Origin of the sequence: Steroidobacter gossypii (assembly GCF_016801985.1) — a bacterium.
Taxonomy (GTDB): Bacteria; Pseudomonadota; Gammaproteobacteria; order Steroidobacterales; family Steroidobacteraceae; genus Steroidobacter; species Steroidobacter gossypii.
The window spans coordinates 553,000-576,826 of sequence record NZ_JAEVLS010000005.1; the positions used below are offsets into that span (position 1 = coordinate 553,000).

18 protein-coding genes are annotated in these 23,827 nt (G+C 63.9%); 6 read left to right on the forward strand and 12 right to left on the reverse strand.

Features of this window, described 5'->3' with window-relative positions; genetic code table 11:
• The first annotated feature begins 216 nt into the window (after nt 1–216).
• A complete protein-coding gene (locus JM946_RS22830; RefSeq protein WP_203169684.1) occupies nt 217–1,509 on the forward strand; it encodes an ATP-binding protein in 1,293 nt (430 codons plus the stop codon).
• A 36-nt stretch (nt 1,510–1,545) separates the two neighbouring features.
• On the opposite strand, the gene JM946_RS22835 is transcribed toward JM946_RS22830, so the two are convergent.
• The 6 genes from JM946_RS22835 to ampD all read right to left on the reverse strand — a co-directional run bounded on the left by JM946_RS22835 (nt 1,546) and on the right by ampD (nt 7,796).
• Nucleotides 1,546–2,571: a hypothetical protein gene (locus JM946_RS22835; RefSeq protein ID WP_203169685.1), complete on the reverse strand. Its 1,026-nt coding sequence runs from the start codon at nt 2,569–2,571 to the stop codon at nt 1,546–1,548.
• Complete coding sequence (locus JM946_RS22840; RefSeq protein WP_203169686.1) at nt 2,568–3,227, reverse strand: RNA polymerase sigma factor; 660 nt, start codon at nt 3,225–3,227, stop codon at nt 2,568–2,570. Before JM946_RS22840 ends, JM946_RS22835 begins: the two co-directional genes overlap by 4 nt.
• 70 nt (nt 3,228–3,297) lie before the next feature.
• Entirely contained in the window at nt 3,298–5,070 is a 1,773-nt protein-coding gene (locus JM946_RS22845; protein WP_203169687.1) for a vWA domain-containing protein, read from the reverse strand.
• Nucleotides 5,071–5,168: 98 nt separating this feature from the next.
• The gene (locus tag JM946_RS22850; protein ID WP_203169688.1) at nt 5,169–5,645 is read right to left on the reverse strand and encodes an MGMT family protein; all 477 of its coding nucleotides are present in this window, start codon (nt 5,643–5,645) and stop codon (nt 5,169–5,171) included.
• Nucleotides 5,646–5,653: 8 nt separating this feature from the next.
• Nucleotides 5,654–7,108, reverse strand: coding sequence for a sodium:solute symporter family transporter (locus JM946_RS22855; protein WP_203169689.1), 1,455 nt, complete (start codon nt 7,106–7,108; stop codon nt 5,654–5,656).
• 76 nt (nt 7,109–7,184) lie between these two features.
• Nucleotides 7,185–7,796, reverse strand: a complete 612-nt coding sequence (ampD, locus tag JM946_RS22860) for a 1,6-anhydro-N-acetylmuramyl-L-alanine amidase AmpD (RefSeq protein WP_203169690.1) — start codon at nt 7,794–7,796, stop codon at nt 7,185–7,187.
• A 75-nt stretch (nt 7,797–7,871) separates the two neighbouring features.
• Between ampD and JM946_RS22865 the strand changes: the two genes are divergently transcribed.
• The gene (locus JM946_RS22865) at nt 7,872–8,606 is read left to right on the forward strand and encodes a 16S rRNA (uracil(1498)-N(3))-methyltransferase (RefSeq protein ID WP_203169691.1); all 735 of its coding nucleotides are present in this window, start codon (nt 7,872–7,874) and stop codon (nt 8,604–8,606) included.
• 131 nt (nt 8,607–8,737) lie between these two features.
• Here JM946_RS22865 and JM946_RS22870 read toward each other — a convergent pair whose 3' ends face one another.
• The 6 genes from JM946_RS22870 to JM946_RS22895 form a co-directional block, all read right to left on the reverse strand.
• Nucleotides 8,738–9,217 carry a chemotaxis protein CheW gene (locus JM946_RS22870; protein WP_203169692.1) on the reverse strand — a complete coding sequence of 160 codons (480 nt, stop codon included), beginning with the start codon at nt 9,215–9,217 and terminating at the stop codon, nt 8,738–8,740.
• Nucleotides 9,214–16,911 carry a hybrid sensor histidine kinase/response regulator gene (locus tag JM946_RS22875; protein ID WP_203169693.1) on the reverse strand — a complete coding sequence of 2,566 codons (7,698 nt, stop codon included), beginning with the start codon at nt 16,909–16,911 and terminating at the stop codon, nt 9,214–9,216. Before JM946_RS22875 ends, JM946_RS22870 begins: the two co-directional genes overlap by 4 nt.
• 22 nt (nt 16,912–16,933) lie before the next feature.
• Entirely contained in the window at nt 16,934–19,042 is a 2,109-nt protein-coding gene (locus tag JM946_RS22880; protein WP_203169694.1) for a methyl-accepting chemotaxis protein, read from the reverse strand.
• A gap of 157 nt (nt 19,043–19,199) precedes the next feature.
• On the reverse strand, nt 19,200–19,763 hold the full coding sequence (locus tag JM946_RS22885) for a chemotaxis protein CheW (RefSeq protein ID WP_203169695.1): 564 nt from the start codon (nt 19,761–19,763) through the stop codon (nt 19,200–19,202).
• Between the two features lie 19 nt (nt 19,764–19,782).
• On the reverse strand, nt 19,783–20,148 hold the full coding sequence (locus JM946_RS22890) for a response regulator transcription factor (protein WP_129776618.1): 366 nt from the start codon (nt 20,146–20,148) through the stop codon (nt 19,783–19,785).
• 55 nt (nt 20,149–20,203) lie between these two features.
• Nucleotides 20,204–20,617, reverse strand: a complete 414-nt coding sequence (locus JM946_RS22895; RefSeq protein ID WP_203169696.1) for a response regulator — start codon at nt 20,615–20,617, stop codon at nt 20,204–20,206.
• 194 nt (nt 20,618–20,811) lie between these two features.
• Between JM946_RS22895 and gshB the strand changes: the two genes are divergently transcribed.
• Genes gshB through ruvX form a run of 4 tightly spaced genes read left to right on the forward strand, consistent with a single transcriptional unit; the run spans nt 20,812 to nt 23,759 of the window.
• A complete protein-coding gene (gene gshB, locus JM946_RS22900) occupies nt 20,812–21,792 on the forward strand; it encodes a glutathione synthase (RefSeq protein WP_203169697.1) in 981 nt (326 codons plus the stop codon).
• Nucleotides 21,789–22,688, forward strand: coding sequence for an energy transducer TonB family protein (locus JM946_RS22905; protein WP_203169698.1), 900 nt, complete (start codon nt 21,789–21,791; stop codon nt 22,686–22,688). The genes gshB and JM946_RS22905 overlap by 4 nt, the downstream gene beginning before the upstream one ends.
• Nucleotides 22,689–22,733: 45 nt before the next feature.
• The gene (locus JM946_RS22910; protein WP_203169699.1) at nt 22,734–23,297 is read left to right on the forward strand and encodes a YqgE/AlgH family protein; all 564 of its coding nucleotides are present in this window, start codon (nt 22,734–22,736) and stop codon (nt 23,295–23,297) included.
• A gap of 15 nt (nt 23,298–23,312) precedes the next feature.
• Nucleotides 23,313–23,759 (forward strand): Holliday junction resolvase RuvX, encoded by a 447-nt coding sequence (gene ruvX, locus JM946_RS22915; RefSeq protein WP_203169700.1) that lies wholly within the window; start codon nt 23,313–23,315, stop codon nt 23,757–23,759.
• The last annotated feature ends 68 nt before the right edge of the window (nt 23,760–23,827 follow it).

Consider the following 23,827-nt stretch of genomic DNA (forward strand, 5'->3'; position numbering starts at 1 on the left):
TCTCCGCGGCGCCTGGGCTCCGGGCCGCAGGCCGCCACGTCAGTCGTGCAATCAAGCCAGCCGCGGATTCTACCGCATCGTGCCGACCGGGCGACGCTGGAGGAATCCGGCCGGATGAACGTATTGGATGCCAGGCCATCCAAGGGTACAGTCAGGCAGCCTTCGCACTGGCCCATCCCACTGGTCATCATGGGCGCTGAGGCGATCAGAGGCAGCATGAGCGCAGAATCTCGGCAGGGAGAAGGCAGCGGAAGCCCGGCTTCATTCGACGCGGCGCGCTTGCAGCTGGCCAAGCTGCACGCCAGCCCCGAATCGCGGCTGCGCGAGTTGTGGCTGCAGCTGGCGGAGATCGCGGCACGCAATTTGAACGTCGAGCGCGTCGGCGTGTGGATCCTGGCGGATGAGGATCGCGCCCTGCGCTGCCGGTATCTGTTGCAATTATCCAATCACCAGGTGTTTCAGGGCGCGGTGCTGCGAGCCCAGGACTTCCCGAGTTACTTCCAGGCGCTGCACGAACAGCGCACCGTCGCGGCGGACAACGCGTTGAGCGCGACCACCACCGCTCAGCTGCGGGACGCCTACCTCGAGCCGCTCGGCATCACTTCGTTGCTGGATGCACCCATCTACCTCGGCGGCAAGGTCGTCGGCGTGGTCTGTCACGAACACATCGGCGCGCCGCGTGTCTGGACCGAGCAGGAGAGCGATTTCGCCGCGGCGGTCGCCGATACGATCTCGCGCGTTTATGGGGAGTACGAATATCGTCACGTCGAGACGGCGCTGGAAAGCTATCAACGCCACTTGATGGAGCTGCATCGCATGGAGGCGCTCGGTCGCATGGCCGCCGGCGTCGCGCATGATTTTCGGGGCATCGTCAGCATCGCACTCGGCTTCACCGAGCTGCTACGTCGCGTACCCAACCTCGCGCCACAAGCGGATCACTATGCTCAGCGAGTCATCGACGCCTTGCAGCGGGGCCAGGCGCTCACCGAAGAGATCGTGAGCTTTGGCAAGGACGATCCAGTCGCGCCACGCGTGCTCGATATCACCGCTGCGTTGTCGAAATGTTCTCAAATGTTTCGGCTTTTGCTTGGCGCGAGCATCCGGTTGCGCGTACGCGGCTCCGGTTCTGTGAGTCGAGTGTTCATGGACGCGTCGCAGTTCGAGCGCATGATGCTCAATCTCGTGTTGAACGCGCGAGACGCGATGCCGACAGGGGGCGAGCTCGACATCGATTACGAAGACGCCGTCATTGGCGACGAGGATGATGAGCGGGCGACCTACGTTGCCATTTACGTACGCGACACGGGCGCGGGCATGGATGAAACGACGCGCCTGAATGCATTCAAACCGTTCTTCACCACCAAGGGCGATCGCGGGACTGGCTTGGGATTGGTGATTGTCGATCAGATCGTTTCGCGGGCGGGCGGAAGAGTGAAGATCGATAGCGAGCCGGGTCGCGGGACCACGATGCAAGTTTATTTGCCGCGGATCGCGGCGGCGGTGGCTTGATCTGCAACAAGCGCGCCGCTCTTCGGCCCTCCGTTTTCACCTCTCGGCTTCGCGAGCGAGGTCGGTTTCGGCGACTTCGTGGTTGGGGTAAGCGGCGCGGAAGCGGCGCCACTCGCGGTCAGCTTGCTCTTGTTTGTTCTCTTTGCGCAGCTGACGAATATCCTTCAGCCACTCCTCCGGATCCAAATACGTGCGGGGCGCCGACATGTTGGCGCTGATCGGCCGTGAGTAGACAGCGACTGGCGCGCGCGTATCGACAGCGCCTCGGGATGCGGCGGACAGACTCTGTTCCTCTCGCATCATGCGCTGAACGGCAATCCGCTCATCTTCCGCCTCGGCCGCGCCGGCTGAAGCTTCGACATCGGTCTGGTCGGCTGAAGCCTTGGCATCGCTCTGTGAAGCACTGGCGGCTTGCGCAGAGCCTGGCGCCTCGTTAGTGACGTATCGCTTGGAACGCGCTTCCGGTGGTGGCGGCGCCGGCGCGAAGGCGGGTGCGGCGGGCCGAGGCGCTGGCGCCGCAGCCGGCGCGGGCACTCTCGTTTCGACAGCGCTCGGTTCTTCACGTTTCAGCGCCGCTCGCGATTCCTCTCCCTTCGGCGCCGGTCCGGGTTCTTCTCTCCTCTCAGCGGCTCGCAATTCCTCTCCCTTCAGCTGCGCGCGTTGTTCTTCTCTCGTTAGCTGAGACGGAGCAGGAACATCCAGTGGTGCGGTCGGTGGCGCAGACTGCTCAGCGGCTTCGATCTGCATCTTCTGCTGAGTCCGCAGAACCGACGACACCGTTGTTTCATCACGCACGCCGGTCTCGATGACAATAGCCAATGCCAGCACCGCCGAAGCGGCCACCGCGAACGGCGCCGACCAGCGCACCCACACAGGCCGCGACGAGCGATGCTTCACCGCCTCCTGCGCCCGGCCCAAGACCAAACGATCGAGCGACGGAGGAACCTCCACCCCGGGCAGCTCACGATATCGACGTGACACTCTGGAATCCCCCTTCAGGTAGTGCTCCAGCTGTTGCTCGTCGGCTTCGTCGAGCGGGCGTTTGTCGGTGGGTTCAGTCATGACACGCTCGACTGCAGGGTCGGAGATTGATGCTGGCGCAGCGCGCCGCGCAGCTTGCCCAAGGCGTAACGCAAGCGGCTCTTGGCTGTTTCCATGGCGACGCCGGTGATGCGTCCGATGTCCTCCAGCCCCAGCCCGGTCTCTTCGTACAACAGAAACACATCGCGTTGTTCCGCCGGCAGCTCGTCCAACGCACGCTTGAAGTCCGCGCGTAGCTGAGCTTCCGAGAGCGCCGCATCGGGACTTTCATGGCTCGGCCCGGGCAGCTCGCCGGCCAGTGCATCGACGTCCTGCGCGCCTTTGTCCTGCGGCCGACCGGCGCGCCGAAAATGATCGACCGCGCAGTTGTGCGCGATATGAAACAGGAACGTCGTGAACTTGGCCCGCGCCTCGTAACGCTCGCGGCTGGCGATCACCTTGCTCCACACCTCCTGAAACAGATCGTTGGCCACTTCCGGGCTGCGGCACAGGCGCTGCAAGTAGCGATACAGCGCACCCTTGTGCCGCTCGTAAAGCATTTCGAACGCGCGGACGTCGCCCTTGCGATAGCGAAGCATGAGCGTCGCGTCATCCGGGGCGGCGCCGATGGTCGACACCGTTGCGCCGGCGGCCGAAGGCGCCGCGGCGCCCCCGACTTCGCCGGCTGCTACAGCCATCGGCTGCGTGCCAGGACTCGATGAAAGATCCATGCAGCTAAGAGTATCAGCTCACGGGAGCAGCGATCACTCACCGCGAGATCTGACTCATCTTGCCGGCGTCCGGCGTGGCCGGCGGCGTCAGGCTGCGAGCCAGCGCCACCAGCGACACGAACTCACGACGGTAACCGTCGCGGTCCTCGCCCAGCGCGCCGCCAGCCAGCTTGGTGACATCGTCGTAACCGAAATCGCCGAGATACTTCCCACCTCGCAGCAGCTGGCCGAATGCCGCAACGCTGGCTGCGAAACGAAAATCGGGAGACAACTTGTCGGCTGCCACAGTCGCGTCCTTTCGAATCGGATATTCCAGCAGCTCGCTGCTATCGGACCCGGGCTTCTTGTAGCGCAGCCGGACATTCGCGAGCTCGCCCTTCCCTGCGGCCTGTTCGGATTTCGCTCCGTAACGCAATGGGTCCAAGCGCCCCTTCGATCCGACCGGCACGACTTCATACAACGCGGTGACGCGATGACCGGCGCCGATCTCACCGGCGTCGACCTTGTCGTTGTTGAAGTCCTCGCGCGCGAGCATTCGGTTTTCATAACCGATCAGCCGATACTCGAGCACTTCGGCAGGATTGAACTCGACCTGGATTTTCACGTCCTTGGCGATGGTGTACAGCGTCGAGCTCAATTGCGAGACCAGCACCTTGCGCGCTTCGGACAATGTATCGATATAAGCGTAGTTACCGTTGCCCGCATCGGCCAACCGCTCCATGAGCTGTTCGTTGTAATTGCCCGTGCCGAAGCCCAACGTCGTCAGCTCCACGCCGGTGGCGCGCTCGCGCTCCACGATATCCACCAGGGCTTCGAAATTCACGGTGCCCACGTTGAAATCGCCATCGGTGGCGAGCACCACACGATTGATGCCGCCCTTCACGAACGTATCGTGCGCCAGCTGATAGGCGCGCTCGATACCGGACGCGCCGTTGGTGGAGCCGCCCGCCGACAAGCGCGCCAGCGCTTCTTGAATGCGATGTTTCTGATCACCCGGTGTGGGCTCGAGCACCACACCGGAGCTGCCGGCGTACACGACCATGGAGACGCGATCGCGTCCGGTCAGCTGGTCGGTGAGCAAGCGAAATGCATTCTTCAGCAGCGGCAGCTTGTCGGGTGAATCCATCGAGCCGGACACGTCAATCAGAAACACCAGGTTGGCGGCGGGCCGCTGCTTCGCTTCGACCTCAAAACCCTTGATGCCGATGCGCATGAGCAGCGCTTGTGAGTTCCAAGGCGCAGCCGCGAGCTCGGTGGACACCCGGAACGGAGTCTCACGATCGCCGGGAGGTGCGTAGTCATAATCGAAGTAGTTGATCATTTCTTCGACGCGCACTGCGTCCTGCGGCGGCAGCCGCCCGTCGTTGAGGAATCGACGCACGTTGGCATAGGAGCCGGTATCCACATCGATGGAGAAGGTCGAGACGGGTTGCTCGGCCGCGAGCTGAACGCCGTTGTCCTTTTGATGCTGATAGCGCTCGGTGTCGGCCGGGTTGGGCATGGCCATCATCGGGGGCGGGGCCATGGGCGCGGATGTGAGCTTCATGCGCGCTTCGGCTCTGGCCACCTGGTTGGCCACGGCCCCGCGGCCATCCCCGGTCACCGGCGACGCTTGGATCACCTCGTTCTCTACGGGAGCTGCGGCAGGCATTTCATACTGGACTTCCTGAGCAAGGACGTCCCGTTCCTCCCGCTTGGCCGCACAGGCGCTCAGCACGGCGGCCGCAATCAGCACCGATCCCCGACCGAGGGCGCGGCGCACGGCCCGATCGATGCCCCGATTCTTGTGCTGATTCTTGCCGAGATTCATGGCCCCATTCATGACTATGGTCCCCACATCGACGCGGCTTGCGTCACGGGGGGTATGAACGGAGCACCGGGTCGAATCGGGTTAACCGGTCCTCGGATTCAGACGGGACCCCAGAGCAGCTCGTCCAGCAGCTTGGCCCGGGGCGGCCAGCCGTAGCGGTCCAGATCCACCCGACCGCCCACGAAGTCGATGCCTTCAGCTTCCAGGTGTTTGCGTTGGCGCGCGTAGGCGTCGCTGCCCAGCGGAAAGGAAATGCGCCCGCTGGCGTTGATCACCCGGAACCACGGCAATCCTCGTGACGCCGGCGTCTGCCTCAACACCGTCCCGACCAGCCTGGCACGCCGGGGCAAACCAGCAACGTCCGCGACATTGCCATACGTGCAGACTTTGCCTCGCGGGATCTTTTTGATCGCCGCGATGATTCGCGCAGCGTCACTCTGGGGCGCAACGGTGGCTACCCCGCTCCGCGTCTTTTTCGATGTCTTGTTCGACGTCTTTCCGGACGCTTTGTTCGATCGTTTGTTGGATGCCTTGCGCGATGCCGTCTTGCGAGCTGCTTTGTTTCGCGAAGCCATGCATGACCTCAGATCGGGACCCGGTCGTGCACGGTTTCCTGGGAACGATCGGCGCGATCCGGGTTGCGGCGGCGTTCGCCACCGGTGAGCGCGATGCCGAGCGCAGCGACGAACGGCATCACGCGCTCCAGGAAATCGCCGGGCGAGTCGGGCAACAGATGAAATAGCAAGGACAGAATGAAACCGGACCAGATGGCCGCGACGGTCGCGCCGGGCCGTACGCGTTTGCCGCACAGGCGCACCAGGAGCAAAGGCCCGAAAGACGCGCCGATGGCGGCATAACCAAACATTGCATGCTCGAATACCGTCACCGGCGCCCACAGCGTCGAGAGCACAACCAACACCGCCGACAGCACCATCGCCGCCCGCATCCAGGCCAGGGACAATGGCGCATTCACGCGGCGCAGGTCGATGCCGAAGCTCGAAGCCAGCGCCAGCAGCTGACTGCCGACGTTAGCAAGGATGGCCGCAATCAAACTGGCGACGATGAAGGCCGCGAGCAGCGGCGGCAGCAAACGTTCGGCGATAGTAAACATTGCGAGCTCGGGCCGATTCAAACCGGCATACAGCACGCTCGCCACCCAACCGCAACCCAACACGAGTCCGACCAGCACGGCGATCATGGCCAACGTCAGCCAGCAAGCCCGACGCAATGCGAGCTCGTCGCGAGCCGCCATGAACCGAGTGGCGAGCTGCGGCTGGCCGGTCGTGCCCAAGCCGATACAAAACACACCGCCGGCGAACGCCAGCGCGACCACGCCGTGACGAGCCCCGAACCAATCGGTCGCGACCGGGCCGAGCGCATCGAAAGCGATCCGATACTGCTCCCAGCCCCCGATCGACACAGTGCCGCCGATCAACAGCAGCGCCGCGAATATTCCGATCGCGATCACTTGCACGGCATCTCCCACCGCGCACGCGCGCAGTCCGCCGGCGAATACACCCACAGTAATTAGAGAGACCGACGTGAGCGCCATGCTGATCGCATTGAAGCCGAACTCGTCTACCAGCAATCCGCCCGCGAATCGCAGCATGGCGCTGGTTTGTAGCAACACGCAGAACAGAAAAATGAGAATGGCCGAGCGCGCCACCCACGGCTGCAAACGATCGCCGGCGTCGCCGCTCAACAATTGAAACAAGGTGGAGTTGCCCTGCGCGACTGTCACGTTGCGCAGACGAGGAGCGATGAAGAACAGACTCAGCGCAGCGCCGCTCACGAACGCTGGCCAAATCCACGCCGCGGACCAGCCCCATGCGAATGCGGCGCCGGCCAACGTCATCAGCATCCAGCCATTGACGGTGTTCGCCGTGCAGCTCAGCGCCAGCAACCAAACGCCGAGACGGCGATTGGCGAGCGCCAGATCGGCGGCGTTGTGGGTGCGGCGGGACGCCCAGGCCGCGACCGTCAACAGCAACGCCGCGAAGGCCAGCAGCGTCAGCAACACCGTGGCGGAACGGTTCATGGTGGCAGGCAATCCTCAGCGGCCGGCCGGCGATGCTACACGAGGCGCCGCGATGGGCGAAATCGTGTCGCCGAAATCACGCACCCGCGCGTAACAACGCATACAGCCGTTGCCAGTCGAATGCCGGCCCCGGATCGCTCTTGCGACCGGGTGCGATATCGCTGTGACCGGCGATGCGCGTCAGCGACAACGATGGATAGGCCTCGCACAGCGCGAGAATGGCGGCGCTCAACATTCGATACTGCGCCGGCTCGTAGGGAATCTCATCGGCGCCTTCCAGCTCGATGCCCACCGAAAAATCGTTACAGCGCTCGCGCCCTTGATAGCTCGAGGCGCCGGCATGCCAGGCGCGCTCGTGAAATGGCACGTACTGCACCAGTTCGCCGTCGCGACGGATCAGCAAGTGCGTGGAGACTTTCAGATCTTTGATCTTCTCGAAATACGGATGCTGCTCGGGCGGCAGCGAGTTGGTGAACAGACGATCGATCCACGGCCCGCCAAACTCATCCGGCGGCAGGCTGATGCCGTGCACGACGATGAGTTCTGGCAAGATGCCGCCCGGCCGCGCATCGAAATTCGGCGATGGCACTCGCCGCGCGGCGCGCAGCCAACCCGTTTGCGTATCGATCCCCTCTGCCACTGCGAGCAGATGCTGGGACAGTGCTTCCGGCAACGTTGTCGAATGCATGGGATTGTTCACTTAGGCACGGGGTTTGCTAGATCCTGACAAGCTTGGGACCGCACCACTCGCAACGAGGCGAGCATGAGACTGAATCGAATTTTTTGCGATGGACCTTTGACCGGTCGGACCGAGATCGACCTGCCCGCCGCCGGCGGCTACCACGTGGCTCGCGTTCTGCGTATGCGGGAGGGTGCGCCGCTCAGTGTATTCGACGGCAGCGGCCATGAATTCGGCGCTGAAATCACTCGCGTGGCCGGCGACAAAGTGACCGTCATGCTGGGCGACCCCACTCCCGGCACCGCCGAATCGCCACTGCGAATCACGCTGGTCCAAGGCGTCTCGCGCAGCGAACGCATGGACTGGACGTTGCAAAAAGCCACCGAACTCGGTGTGGCCGCCATTGCCCCAGTTTTGACCGCGCGCAGCGTCGTCCGCCTCGATGAGAAGCAAGCCGCCAAGAAACGCGAGCACTGGCGGGGCATCGTGATCGGCGCCTGCGAACAATGCGGCCGCGCCAAGGTCCCTGCGATCTCGGCGCCGATGACACTGCGTGAATATCTCGCCACCGTCCGCAAAGACGGCTTTCGCCTGGTCCTGAGCCCGTCCGCCCCCGCCTCGCTGGTCGGCCTGTCGAGCATGCCCAGCAAGGCAGAGCTGTTGATCGGCCCCGAAGGCGGATTGGACGACGATGAACTGCATGCCGCCCAAAAAGCCGGCTTCATGCCGGTGCGCCTGGGACCTCGCGTGCTCCGAACCGAGACAGCCGCTGTAGTTGCGCTCTCTGTGCTTCAAGGTCTGTGGGGCGATCTGCAATAGCGACAACGCATCACCGAGGGGAGCACGGTGCCGGAAGGACCTGGGACCCACCCGCCGACGCCAGCCACCACGCCTCTTCCATCCGGGTCAGCCCGGCTGAAGCGGCGCCAGCCACCGCGCCTCTTCAGGCCTCAAGCCGCCCTGCTCTCCTCCGAAATCATCTGCTCCAGATGCTCGAAGTCCGGAATGAGCGGCGACTCGTTCAACATCCGAACCTGGCAGAGAATCGGACCCCGCTCGGGAAACGACCGACTCGGATCTGATTTGACGACGTCGTTATTCACACGCACCAGCTGCGGAAATCCCTGCGTGATGACGCCGAAATACCCACCCGTCACTTGATTGCTGAGCGCCACGAACACCACGATACGTGTACGCGTGCCCGGTGCCGGCACCGGCTGCCCGCAAGCCGCTTCGAAAGAGATGACCGGCACGGGGCGACCACTCCAGGAAATCGTGCCGAGATACCACGGCGGAACGCCTTCCACCTTCTCCGGCGCCTGCCACGTCACCACTTCCGCCACGCACGCGCGCGGCACGATCAAACGTTCCTGAGCGAGCGGGATCAACAGGCTGTAGAGCTCGTGGGAGGGTACGTCAGCGGCACTCACGACACTTTCCTCTTACGCGCGGCCTGCACCAGCGGCTCGATCGCATCCAGCAACTGATTTTCCTGATACGGCTTGCCGAGGTAATCGTTCACGCCGATCTCGATCGCTCGGGCGCGATGTTTCTCGCCAACGCGAGACGTGATCATCACGATCGGAATATCGGTGAGACGCGCATCGGCGCGCACCTGCGTCGCCAACTCGTAACCGTCCATACGCGGCATTTCGATATCGAGCAAAATCACATCGGGAATGTGTTCCTGCAGGATGGACAGCGCATCGACGCCGTCCTTCGCCGTCATCACTCGCATGCCGTTGCGTTCCAGCAGACGCTGCGTCACGCGGCGCACGGTGATCGAGTCGTCGACCACCAGCGCGAACGTCCTCATATCCTGCTTCGGACCTTGCGTTTCCAGCGGCGCTTTGCCGCCGCGCCAATCCGTACGCACCAGCGTGTTCATGTCCAAGATGATCACGATGCGACCGTCGCCGAGAATCGTCGCGCCTGCGATACCGCGAATCGTCGCGATCTGCGGGCCCACCGATTTCACGACCATCTCGCGGCTGCCGACCAGCTCGTCCGTGACCAGCGCAGTCGAATGCTCACCCGCGCGAATCAGGATCAACGGCACCGACACGTCCAGCTCCGGCAACGCCGAGGGGCCACCGCCCACGAACGCGCCGAGATGCTGCAATTTATAAATCTGGCCGCCGTAGTTGAACGTCGACACGTCCTCGGCCAGATGCTTCTCGACTTCCGACTTGGAAATACGCGCGACGCCTTCGACCGACGGCAGCGGCAATGCGTACAACTCATCGCCCGTGCGCACGATCAACGCTTGCGTGATGGCCAGCGTGAACGGCAGACGGATCGTGAACTTCACGCCCTTGCCAGGCTCGGAGGCCGTGAACAACGCGCCGCCGAGTTTCTTGATCTCGTTGACCACCACGTCCATGCCGACGCCGCGGCCGGCATGTTGAGTGACGTTGCTGGCCGTGCTGAAGCCGGGCTCGAGAATCAGCTGCATGGCTTCTTCGTCGGTTAGCACGCGGCCCGGTTGTAACAGGCCACGCTGCCTGGCACGTTCGCGCACCGCGTTCACGTCGATGCCGCGACCATCGTCTTCGAGCACGATGACCATCTCCGAGCCTTCTCGATGCAGGCCGACTTTGATCGTGCCTTGCGCCGGCTTGCCGCGCGCGACGCGCTCGTCCGGCATTTCGATGCCGTGCACGACCGAGTTACGCAGCATGTGCTCGAACGGCGGCAACATGCGCTCCAACACCTGACGGTCCAGCTCGCCGTTGGCGCCCTGAACCACCAGCTCGACGCGCTTGTTGGTATCGTTCGCCACCTGGCGCACCAGACGGCTGAGACGTTGCACGTGACGCTGGAACGGCACCATGCGCGTGCGCATCAGACCGTTCTGCATTTCTGTCACGACGCGGGACTGTTGCAGCAGCAGGTTCTGCGCTTCGCGAGTGAGGTTTTCGAGCAAGCCTTCGATCGAGCTCACGTCGCTCACCGATTCGGCGAACGCGCGCGTGAGCTGCTGAATGGTCGAGTAACGATCCATTTCGAGCGGATCGAAGTCGGCGCGATCCGGGAACTGCTCCTGGTGCCGATGCAGGATCTGGGATTCGGTTTCCAGCTCGAGCTTGCGCAGCTGTTCCTTCAAGCGCGTGACGGTGCGACCCAGCTCCGCCAGGTTGAATTCGATGGAGCTGACCTGCTGCTCCATACGCGAGCGGAAGATGCTGACTTCCCCGGCGTTGTTGAGCAGGTTGTCGAGCAGATCGGCATCGACGCGCGCGAATTCACGTGGCTCTTGCTGGGTCGGTTTCTCACGACCCGGCAGTGCTGGCGCCTGAGCTTCAGCGGCGGCTTCTTCTTGCTGTGGCTGGTCGGCTGCGTCCGGCGGTAGTTCTGGTGCGACGGCTGCGACGTCGAGCGCAGCGTGCACGCCGGTAGCAGCGTGAGCTGCGTTGGTCGCAGGTGCAGGCGTTTCTTCGACTCGCACTGCCTCGCGAGGCGCGACTGCGCCCAGTTCGTCGGCGCCGAACTCGACTTCGACGTCGGAGACGGCTTCGATTTCTGGCGCGTCCCAGCCACCTTCCTCTGACGGGGCTTGAGTGTCCGCCGACGTTTCTTCAACTGCGTCAGCTGACCAGCCACCGTCGGCGGACTCCGCGGTTGCGTCGGAAGAGTCGCCCTGGAACGTCGCCAGCTCGCTATCGGACCAGGCGTCTTGCGACGAAACCGCTGGGAGTTCCGCTTCAGCCGACGCTGCTTCGGCCTGCGCACGTTGAGCCGCGGCTTGTTCGTTCAACGCTTCGATTTCTGTCAGCGTCGGAACGATGTCGGTTTGCGAGCCAATGTCCTTGTCGTCGGGCGAGTAGCTCTCGATCTCGACGATTTCTTCAGGCGGCGCATCGAACATCTGCGGCGTCAACGCCGCTGGCGGCACCACTTCAGGCGCGACCGGCGTCGCCGGGGTGATCGCGGCGGCCGCGGTTGGCACGGCTTCGGACAGAGTGGGCGCGGCTGGCGGCGCAACTGGGGCAGCTTCCACTTCCTGGCCGCTCAGCGCGCGAATGCGGTTCATCAACGCACGTGCCGGCTTGCAGCGCTCGCCGCCGGCGACCACATCGCGCATGCGATGCAGTTCGTCGAGGCTGGTTTGCAGGGTGTCGAACACTTCCTGCTCGGCCGGCACCTGGCCCGTCTCGACCAAGCCCATCAATGTTTCCAATTCGTGGCTGAGATCGCCCATGGCGCGGATGCCGGCCATGCGTGCGCCGCCTTTGAGCGTGTGCACGACGCGTTTCAGCTCGAACACCAGCGCGGTGTTGGCGCGATCGCGAATCCAGGAGGACAGCGATTGGTCGGCTGTTTCCAACAGCTCGGTGGCTTCTTCCGTGAAGATGGCTGCGACGTCTGGATCGAAGTCGCTATCGTCGTACTCTTCTTCTTCGACTGCCGCAGCGGCCGTTGGCGTCACCGGAGCAGCGGCGCTCACCGCAGGCTCGGCGGCCGGCGATGCTTCGGCTTGCAATGTTTCTTGCGCGGCGGGGCGCAGGAACGGGCTGCGGATTGTTTCGGCGTCGTCGCGGGCGATGGTCGCCTCATGTTCCAGCACAGGCAGTTCGCCTGCCCAGGGTGCAGCGGCGACGATGTCGCTGGCCTCTTCTGGCAGCGGCTCGTCCATCTGCAGCAGTGAACGATCGCCTTCGGACGCGGCGACTTCATCGACCAGAATGCCTGGTGCTTCGGGTGGATTCGCGAGCTCTTCCAGGGCGGCGGATTCTTGAGTGAGATCGGTGTCGGCGCTCAGCGCGGCCTCTTCGATTTGCACTTCGCCGACGCCGACGCCGTCGCTGTTCGCGGAGCGATCCGTCGTTGGGAAGTGCTCGTAGGCCCATTGCAATGTGTCCATCGCGCTGGCGTCGGAATCCAGCTCGACCACCTCCATCGCGGATTCGCCGGCCGTGACTTCCTCTGGCGTCAGTTCCACTGCGCCAAGCACGATCTCTTCTGCGAGCGCTTCCGTTTCGCCGGTGCTCGCCGCCAGCGTGATCTCTTCTCCGGTCAGAGCAGCACTCTCGATCGAGATTTCTTCACCCGCCACCGCAGAGTCGAGTGTGACTTCCTCGCCTGCCAGTGCCGCGGAGTCGAGTGTGATCTCGGCGACCGCGTCGTCAGTCTGTGACTGCTTCGCGTCGCCGGCATCGAGTGTGATGTCCTCACCGACGAGTGTGGCTGCGTCGAGGCTGATCTCCTCGACCGCACTGTCGACGCTCGGCTGTTCGACGCCCGCGTCGCCAGTGATGTCGTCGCCGGCGAGCGTCGCCTCGTCCAGATTGATTTCGTCTACCGCGAACTCAGGCGCGCCGAGGTCGATTTCCTCAATACCTACTTCAGGCGCGTCGAGCTTGATTTCTTCTCCGAAGCCGTCGCTGTCGAGTGCGCCGTCTCTGCCTGCCACCACGTCGCTGTCGAGTGCGCCGTCTTTGCCTGCGATCACGAGGGTATCGAGTCCGATGTCTTTGCCCGCGACCACGTGGCTATCGAGTCCGACGCCTTCGCCTGCGATCTCGTGGCTATCGAGTCCGACGTCTTTGCCTGAGACCACGTCGCTATCAAGCGTGATCTCCTCGCCGGAAATCGCGGCGCTATCGCGTGCAACCTGGTCGCCGGCATGCGCGGCACCGTCGAGAGCGACGCTATCCAGCGCGCTTTGCTCACCCGCGAGAGCGGCGCTGTCGAACGCGCTTTGCTCCTTCGCGAGAGCGGCGCTGTCGAGCGCGCTTTGCTCCCTCGCGAGAGCGGCGCTGTCGAGCGTAGTCTCGGCATCGGAGAGAGCGTTGTCGAGGGCGTTCTCTGCAGAGGCGGAGGTGAGAGACGGCGAGTCCGGGCTGCCGGAAGCGAACGGGGCGGAGAGAACCAAGGTGCCGGCTTCGAGTACGCTCGGGTCGACCGGCGGGAGTTCGAAGGTCTCGGGATCGGCGGCGTCGAGGCCAGCGCCGGCCAACGAGATCTCTTCGATCTCGATGGCGTCGGCATCGGGCACAAGGTCAGTGCCGCTGGAGGCGGCCGCTGCAACCAAAGCTTCATCGCTCTGCGTCGCAGGCGTAGGAGCAACGCCAGCAGCATCTTCGTCGATAAAAGCCGAACTCGGCACAGACAGATGTTCACCCGTCGCTGCACTCGGCAGATTCAACCGCTCATTGATGCTCGTGGACGCCGTCGCCGCGAGAATCTCGCCGGTGGCGTCGGTATTGAACCCGCCGGCGGTGTTCAGCGAGCCCATCTCGGCAAGGCGGGAAATATCCGCATCGAGGGCCTGTTCGAGCTCGACCAATCGCCGCACGATCACATCGTGGTCGAGGAAGAATCCGGTGTTCTCATTGATGTTGTCGACGACCTGCTGAATCGCGCCGACCGCGTCGGTCAACACCGCCAGCCCCGCATCCGACATCCCGATGGAATTGTCGTAGAGCTTGCGAACGTAACGATTCAGCGGCTCGGCGATCTTGATGCCCTGACGGGCACCGGCGGTTTTCGCGGTGCCGCTCAGGGTATGACATGAACGGTGCAGATCTTCGGTGACGACATAAGGCGCAGTCGCAAGCCCGCAGCTCGCGATGAACTTACGAATCGTCGCGAGGTGCCCCGCGGTTTCTTTGGCGTAGATCTCGTGCAGCCCCGGGTCCATTGGGGATTCTGCCGATGCCGCCGCGGGGGTTGTTACCTCCGAAGCTGTTTTTTTTTCCGGCAAAGGTGAAAGCGTCGGCGCCTCCATGACCGGCGCCTTGAGCACCGGCGGCTCCGGAGCACGCGGAGCAGGCTTCGGCGCAGGCGCAGCCGGCGCGGCAGCAGGAGCAGCGCTCGGACGAACACCGGCAAGATTGTTCGCCGTGTTGATGATCTTCGCGATATCGGCTTGCGGCGCGCGTCCGGTTTCGAGCTGCTCGACGAGCTCCGGCACGGCGGCGACGGCCGAGCGCATCACACCCATCATGTCCGGCGTGCGATCCAGCGTCTTGTTGATGACGCGGTTCAACATGTTCTCGATGGACCACGCGAAGTCGCCGATGAGCTGCGCGCCCACCATGCGACCGCTGCCCTTCAACGTATGGAACGAACGCCGCACGTTGACCAGCGCGTCCTGGTCCTGCGGGTTCGAATCCCACAGCGGGAAGAACTGGTTGAGCTTGGCGATCTCGTCCTTGGCTTCTTCGATGAACAGCTCGACGAATTCCGGATCGACTTCGCGATCCACCGGCTTGGTGAGCGCGGGCGGCATCGGCGCCGGCGGAGGCGGCGGTGGCGCGGCGGCCGGCTTGGTCGGACGACGCACTTCCTGAGTGACAGGATCGAGCACCGCAGTCGGCTCGTGTTCGGTGCCGAGCGCAACCGTCGGCGCATGCGGCTCGATGACCACGGTGCGCGCATGGTCCGCAGTCGGACCGTACGCTTCCACTCGCGGAATGGGCTGAGCTTCGGCGAGGAACTGCAAACAACTTTCGGCGTTGTCGAGCATGTACCAGGGATCGGCGCGGCCGGCCTGGATTGTTTCCATGTAGTACTCGACCGCGACAATGGCGTCGGCGAGCCGATCCACGGCTTCCTGCGGCAGCGTCATGCCGTCGCTGCGTACGAAGTTCTGCAGCGCCTTGTCGATGCCTTCCATGATCTCGACGACGCGAGTCTTGCCCAGCATCAGCAGACCGGCCGTGATGCCGCGCATGAGCTGCGGAATCTGATCGACGGCCTGGCCTTCGCGCGGCTTGTCCAACGAGTGCGCGATCGCTTCCTTGATGCGCGCCATGTTGACGATACATTCGCGCAGCACCGCTTCCGTCACCAGACGGAACTCGATGTCGTCCGGGCCAGCCGGTTTGGCCGGCGCAGCGCCCGCTTCCGACGGCGTCGGTACGATCATGCCGACCAGCTGCTCGTCGAGGCTGTCTTCGACCTTGATGAGTGTCGCCGCCATGCGCAGCAACGTCCCTTCGCCGGCAGAGGACTTCTGCGCGACGATGGCTTGCAAATCCGTCGTCTCGGCCTGCACTTTGTCGCGCAAGTCGCCGAGGCCGAGCACGCCGAGCGTATCGGCGATTTTTTTCAACAGTTCCAGCTGCGGAGCGAGCTCGTCGACCTGCGTGCCGCCCTGGCGCACAAAGATATCCAGCGCGTCTTTGACGCGACTCAGATCTTCCTTGATGGCGGCCGCCACGGTCTTCATCAGCTTGACCGAAGGTGCCGACAGGCTTTCGCGAGCCTGCTCGACGCCTTCGTCGACCGGCAGCAGCTCGGACAAACGGAACGAGGCACGAACGGCCGCGACACGCGGACCGTTGGTGCGAGCACGCGCCACGTAATAAAGCAGATTGTTCAGCAGCTCGAGCGGCGGAGAATCGGCGTAGCGAGCTTCGCCCGACTCGTACAAACGTTTCATTTCCCGGTCAGCCTGACCGAGCAAACGTTTCACGGAGGCGCTGCCTTCCAGCCCGCCCTCACGCAGGGCTTCGAGAATCGATCCGACCACCCACCACAGCTGGAACACCGCCTGCGTGGTGGCGACGTGTTCGAGCTTCTCGGCGGTGCGCGACAGGATTTCGAGGTTCTGATCGATGCGCTCGCCCTTGATCCAGCCCAACAGGCCGAGCTGGAAACGAGTCCGCAACTTGCGAGCCCATTGCGCGACGGTGAGCGCGCCTTCGGCAGCGGCGGCCGCCGGGTTGGCCTGCTGATCCGAGCTGAGATTCAGCAGCAGCAGCGTGCCTTCGGACAACAACGCATGACCGCGCACGGCGCGCAGGTCGTTCAACAACGGCAGCAGCACGAGCGCCATATCGCGCCCGCCGCTCATCACGCGTTCGAGATAGGTCGGCAACTGAACCATCGCGCGCATCAGCGCGTCGAGGCCTTCGGCCAGGTGACGTTTCTCGTTGAAGTTCGAGATCAGGTAGTTCGCGACCTGACCCATTTCCTCGGCCAGCAACGCTGCGCCATACACTTCGGCCACGCGCAGAGCGCCGTGCACCGCGTGCAGATGTTCATTGCACTTACGCAGCAGCGCGAGATTGTCCTGCTGCTCGCCGAATGCTTCCAACGAAGCGCGGGCTTCGTTCAGTTCGCTGGCGAGCTCGCGCGCAACGATGTGCAGAGTCTGCGATGAAACCTCAGCCATGGTTCTGAGCGTTGCTTAACCGTTATGCATTGAGGCCGCTGACCTTCTTCGGCGCAGCGGTGCGATTCGCGGCCGTGCCACTGCCGGTCGCGGTCAGCGACGGCGGTGGCGCAACCGGCGGCGCTTTGCGGGCCGGATCGGTCAGGACGGCAGTCCCGCCGGACACAGCGTCCGGCAGACGGAAGCCCGCGACGGATTTACGCAGCTGCGATGACAGCTCGGCGAGCTTGCCAACCGAGCTGGACGTAGCCGCGGAGTTCTCCGCAGTCTGCGAGCTGATCTCTCTGAGCACGCCCATGTTGCGTGCAATGTTCTGCGCCGCCGAGGACTGCTGACGGGCGCTGGCGGAAATGTTTTGCACCAGGCTGGCGATCTGATTCGACACCTGCTCGATTTCTTCCAGCGCGGCGCCGGCGTTTTCGGCCAGCAAGGCTCCGCCCACCACGTCGGTGGTGCTGCGTTCCATCGACACCACCGCTTCGTTGGTGTCGGCCTGAATCGTGCGCACCAGCACTTCGATCTGCTTGGTGGCGGTGGCGGCGCGCTCGGCCAGACGCTGCACTTCGTCCGCGACGACCGCGAAACCGCGGCCCGCTTCGCCGGCCATGGAGGCCTGAATGGACGCGTTCAACGCCAGGATGTTGGTCTGCTCGGCGATGTCGTTGATCAGCTCGACGATGTTGCCGATTTCCTGCGAGCTCTCGCCGAGGCGCTTGATGCGCTTGGAGGTTTCCTGAATGGTCTCGCGAATCGTGTTCATGCCGTCGATGGTACGGCGCACGGCGTCGCCGCCCTTGTGAGCGACATCGACCGAGTGACGCGCGACGTCCGCCGAACGTTCGGCGTTGCCGGACACTTCTTCGGTGGAGGCGGCCATGGCAGCCACTGACTCCGAAGCCAGCGCCACTTGCTTTGATTGCGCCACGGACGCTTTCGCCAGCTGGCTTACCGAGCCCTGCGTCAGCTTGGCCGCGGAGTCGAGCGACACGGCGGATTCGTTGATGGTGGCAACCAGCTCGCGCAGCGCTTCGATGGCGTAGTTGATCGAGTCCGCGATCGCGCCAGTGATGTCTTCGGTCACCGTCGCCTGCACCGTCAGGTCGCCGTCGGCCAGGCTCGACAGTTCGTCCAGCAGGCGCAGAATGGCCTCCTGGTTGCGCTCGTTCTTGCTCGCCTGCACTTCCAGCTGTTTGCGGATGTTGCCGCTCATGCCATACAGGGTGGTGAGCACGATCAGCGAGATCAGGCCGACCGCCAGCAACGCGATCGGCAACGCCTTGCTGTTGACCACACCAGCGGCGCCCGCGCTGGGCACGCCGACGCGAGTGGAGAACGCTCCATAGATCTTGTCGCCGCTGACGGCGAGCGCCGCGGCCGCTTCGCGCGCCGATTTGACGCGATCCGCCGAGCTGATGGCCGTGCGAACCTTTTCGCTCAGCTGAGCATACAAACTGCTGGTGCTCCGGAAGCGACCTTCAGCTTCCGGACCGGTGACCTTGGGCAGGCCGAGGCCCGAATCTTCGCCGCCCAGGCCGCCGATGACCTGGCCCATGTAGTCGTTGCCGTCCGCGAGGCGACGCGCGATCACGGTCGCATCGCCGACACCGCCGGCGAGCGCTTCCACATCCTGTTGCAAACGCAGGCCAGTGAGCTCGAAACGTTCCAGATGACGAGTCATGCCTTCGATGCCGGGCGCGCCGAGCGCGCTCGCGACGTTGCCGAGGCTCTGTAACAACTGCGGCACCAGGGCGCGCACTTCGACGGCGGATTTCTGCACGCCTTCGATGGCTTCCTGAGCGTTCAGAATCGCCTGGCTATGCTTCAACAGATCGGTGGAGCCGGCGAAGCCCTGCACGTCCGGGCCGGCCGAAGCAGCCAGGGTCGAGTAGCGCGTGCGCGAGGCGGACAGCGCGTTGAACGCGCCAGGCGTGCCGCTCAAAGCGGCGTTGGCCTGCAACGGCAGCTTCTGCGACAGCGCCAGCAGTTCGTTCATCTCGCGCACGCTCTTGTCGTCGCCGCCGGCATCGATGCCTGCGAACGCCAACAAGCCCAGCGCCGCGACCACGCACGCCAATGCCAGGCCCATCAGGACCGGCAGAAAGCGCACGCCAATCATTTTCGTTTCAGCCATGACCCTGCCCTTCCTTGACGCTCGAACGCGCGTCCTGCGCTGAGGTGCTGGTGGTGTAGTTGTTTGGCACGACCGTCTTCCAACTCGTCTGCTATCGCCAAAAAGTTGCCCAGGCCAATGAATCAGCGCTCTTGAATCGGCTCGATCGATGCGCGGCTCAAGAGGCCGCGGCTTGCAGAAACTCGGCGCTCTCCAGCAGCGAGCGCAGACTGAACACCGGCCAGCTCTCCGTGCCGCGACGGAACGCGCCCGCCAGGTAACGATCACAGCGCACGATGGTCGGCGGCGGCGTGGCGGAGAATTCGCCATCGGCGAAGCGGCGGAAACCCAGCACTTCATCCACCAGCAGTCCAGCCGGCACTTCGCGATGATTCGCCACCAGCACGCGCGTGCTGCGATTGGTGTTGGTCATGCCGCCGCCTAGATACGCCCGCAGGTCGACCACCGGCAACAACTGACCTCGCACATTTGCGATGCCGCGGATCCAAGGTTTCGCGCCCGGAACGCGCGTCACAACCGACGGATAACTCAGCACCTCGCGAGTTTCTTCGCGCGCGGCCAGAAAACTTTCCGAGCTCAACCGGAAGGCCACGCCGACCCACTCGCGCTCGGCGGCGGCGTCGCGGCCCTGCCCGGTCAACGCGACGCGCGCCAGTCGTTCGAGCTCCTTCAGGAGATCAAACGGCTTGTCGCGCAGAGACTTGAGGGTCGCACTGGTCATGAGCAGCGTCGTTTCCGCCTCAGCCGGCCAGCGCGGCCTGAGCTTTTTCGATCAGCTTTTCCATGGATACCGGCTTCACCAGATAGTCCTTGGCGCCCTGGCGCATGCCCCAGATGCGATCGGTTTCCTGATCCTTGGAGGTGACCATGATCACCGGGATGGCCTTGGTGTCCGGATCGGAGGCGAGCTTGCGGGTCGCCTGGAAGCCGTTCACGCCCGGCATCACCACGTCCATGAAGATCAGATCGGGTTTCATTTCCTTGGCTTTGCGAATCGCCTCGGCGCCATCGCCGGCCGACGCGGTCTGATAGCCGTGGCGCTCCAGCGCCTTCTGCATCACATGCACTTCCGTCGGCGAATCGTCGACGATGAGGATCAGCGCCATACCTTGCTCCGCCCTGCCTTGCTCCGTTCGGGTTGCCAGTGCCGTACGCATGCCACTACCTTGCAGCCCCACCCACATGGGTTTCGATCGCGTTCAACAGCTCATCCTTGGTGAATGGCTTGGTCAGATAGTGCTCGGAGCCGACGATGCGGCCGCGCGCGCGATCGAACAAACCGTCCTTGCTCGACAACATGATCACCGGAATGGAGCGGAATACCTTGTTGTGCTTGATCAGCGAGCAGGTCTGATAACCGTCCAGCCGCGGCATCATGATGTCCACGAACACGATGTCGGGCTGGTGATCGGCGATCTTGGACAGCGCATCGAAGCCGTCGACCGCCGTGAACACCTCGCAACCTTCCTTCGACAACAGTGTCTCGGCAGTACGGCGGATGGTCTTGCTGTCGTCGATCACCAGCACTTTCAGGCCCGACAGCCGGGCGGACTGGCTCGTTGCTAGATTCTCCATCGCACTGTTTCCTCAAGCCTTACGATCAACTTTGGGTGCGCCGTTGGAATGGCTGGGCACAACCGCCGGAACTTTTAACATATTGGTTATAGGGCCGCCATCGCCCGCCTTCCTATACTATGAAGCCCGTCACAGAGAGCTCGCGCCGCGAATTCGCTGTGATGTGTACGCTCGACTTTCCAGGTGAAATGCCCATGTCCTCAAGCAGCCCCAGCACTGTGTCCAAATCGGTCCGCGTCGTCGTGGTCATGGATCCCATCTCCGAGATCAAACCGGCCAAGGACACCACGCTGGCGATGTTGCTGGCGGCACAGGAGCGCGGCTGGGAGCTCTGGTACGCCGAGCAGCGCGACCTGTGGCTGCGTGATGGCGTGCCGCTGGCCCGCCTCGCCCCGCTGACGGTCAAGAACGACCTCGAGGACTGGTACCAGTTGGGCGAATCCCGAGAGCAGGGTTTGTCCGAATTCGACGTCATCCTGATGCGCAAGGATCCGCCGTTCGACATGGAGTACATCTACACGACGTACATCCTGGAGCGCGCCGAGGAGGCCGGCGTGCTGGTGGTGAACCGGCCGCAGGGTCTCAGGGACATGAACGAGAAGGTGTACACGGCCTGGTTCCCCCAGTGCTGTGCGCCGACGCTGATCACGCGCGACATGGCCGACATGCACGCGTTCCTGAAGGAACATCGGCGCATCGTTTGCAAGCCGCTGTATGGGATGGGCGGGCGTTCGATCTTCGTGCTCGAGCAGCAGGACAAGAACGCCAATGTGATTTTCGAGACCATGACCGAGTACGGCACGCGCTTCGCCATCGTGCAGAAATATCTGCCCGAAATCGTCGACAGCGGCGACTCGCGCATCCTGGTGATCGATGGCGAGCCTGCACCCTATGCACTGGCGCGCATTCCCTCGGCCACCGACAATCGCGGCAATCTCGCCGCCGGCGCCAAGGGCGTGGGCCGCGAGCTGAACGAACGCGATCGCTGGCTGGTCGGGCAGATCGGTCCCGAGCTGCGGCGACGCGGGATGCTGTTCGTGGGACTGGACGTGATCGGCGGTTATGTGACCGAAATAAACGTCACCAGCCCCACCGGCGTGCGGGAATTGGATAAACAGTTCGGCACCCGGATCGCCGGGCTGCTGATGGACGCGATAGAGAAACGACTGTCATGAATGCTGCTTCGGTGACGCCACAGGATTCGCTTGCCAGCGAGCTGCAGGAAGGGGCCGCGCCGGTCAACGATCGCTTGACCACGACCTTGTTCCTGGCGGCGCTGTTTCACGGCATCGTGATCCTCGGCATCACCTTCGCGGTCCCTCGCTCCAGCACCCCGACGCCCACGCTCGAAGTGCTGTTGCTCACGAGTAACGACACCCGCGCGGCCGACAATCCCAACGCTCAATACCTGGCTCAACGCAGCCAGCAAGGCAGCGGTACGACCGAAGATCGAGTGCGGCCGGCCAACCCTGCGTCCACGGCGGTGATGGCCGAGCAGGCGGGCGTGCCCGAGGGCAACAGCGATCGCTACCAGGAAGCGGTGGCTGGCCAGCGCTCCACCGAAATCATCAGCAGCCGCAGCGATCGCAGCGAAGTCGAATATCGCAGCGGCGACAGGAGCCCGTCGCAACAGGCCGAGATCCCGGTGGCCCTGTCGCCGACCGCGCCCCGACCGATCGCAACCAGCGCGACTGACACGACGCTGGTGTTGCGGGGCAAGCGCCTGGATGGCGCGACGGAGATCGTGCCGAACACCCGCGAGTCCAAGCTGGCGCCCTATCTGAATGCCTGGCGGACCAAGATCGAGCGGCTCGGCACGCTCAATTTCCCGCAGAACGCCCGCAACGCTCGCACCGGCAATCCCGTGCTGGAGGTCTCGCTGCTGGCCGACGGCACCCTGGGCGACGCCATCATCCGCCGCTCCAGCGGCAGCAAGGAGATCGACCAGGCGGCGCTGTCCATCCTGCGACTGGCCTCGCCCTTCGACCCGTTCCCGAGCGAGCTCAGCAGGCAATATCGGGAGCTGCGCTTCGCCTACGAGTGGCAATTCCTCGGGGCGGCTAAAAATTGAGCCTGCGTGCTTGAGCCGGGGCGGACACCGCCGGATACTTGGCCCATGTCCGCAGGCGACTACCTCACCAACCAGTTCCTCATCGCCATGCCGGCGATGACCGACAGCAATTTCGCCCAGACGGTCACGTTTATCTGGGAGCACAATGCCGACGGCGCCTTGGGGATCATCATCAACCGGCCGTTGCAGATGCGACTGCTGGACGTGTTCGAGCAGCTCAAGATGCCGACCGCGCCCGGTGTATTCGGACACCAGCAGGTGCTCCAGGGCGGCCCGGTGCAGACCGATCGCGGCTTTGTCGTGCACCAGGTGGGCGGTCATTGGGAACATACCCGCCAGGTGTCGCCCCGCCTGCAGGTCACGACCTCACCGGACATTCTGAACGCCATGGCTCGCGGCGCCGGTCCGAACACTGCGCTGGTCGCGTTGGGGTACGCCGGCTGGAGCGCCGGTCAGCTGGAAACCGAGCTGGCGCAAAATGCCTGGCTCACCGCGCCCTGCGATGAGCGCATTCTGTTCGACACGCCTTACGAGCAACGCTGGCGCGCCGCCGGCCGGCTGCTCGGCGTGGATCTCGCGACCATCAGCGATCAGGTGGGTCACGCCTAGGCGGCCCGCTTCAATTTGGCTCCACAGGTCATTCTCGCGTTCGACTACGGCACCCGACGCATCGGGGTCGCCAGCGGCGACACGCTGACTCGCACTGCTCGCGCACTCACGACGATCGAACGTGGCGACACCATGCCCTGGGCCGCAATCGACAAGCTGGTGCGGGAGTATCAGCCTGCGCAGTTCGTCGTCGGCCTGCCCTGGAACATGGACGGCACTCCCACTGTGCTCACCGATGTGAGCCGCACCTTCGCCGCTGAACTGCGCGCGCGCTTCAACAAGCCTGTCGCGCTGGTCGATGAACGACTCAGCTCCCGCGAGGCGGAATCGCAGCTGCGCGATGCTCGCGCCTCCGGAATGAAAAAGCGCCGGAACACGCATGCCGACGTGGACATGATCGCCGCCCGCATCCTGCTCGAGCAGTGGCTCGAAAATCCGCACGCCGCCGAACAGGCTCGCTGAACCGGAGCCGCAGGGGCGAGTCTTCCGGCCGAATGTTGCATTCGAACTCTCGATTTCAAAACAAACAA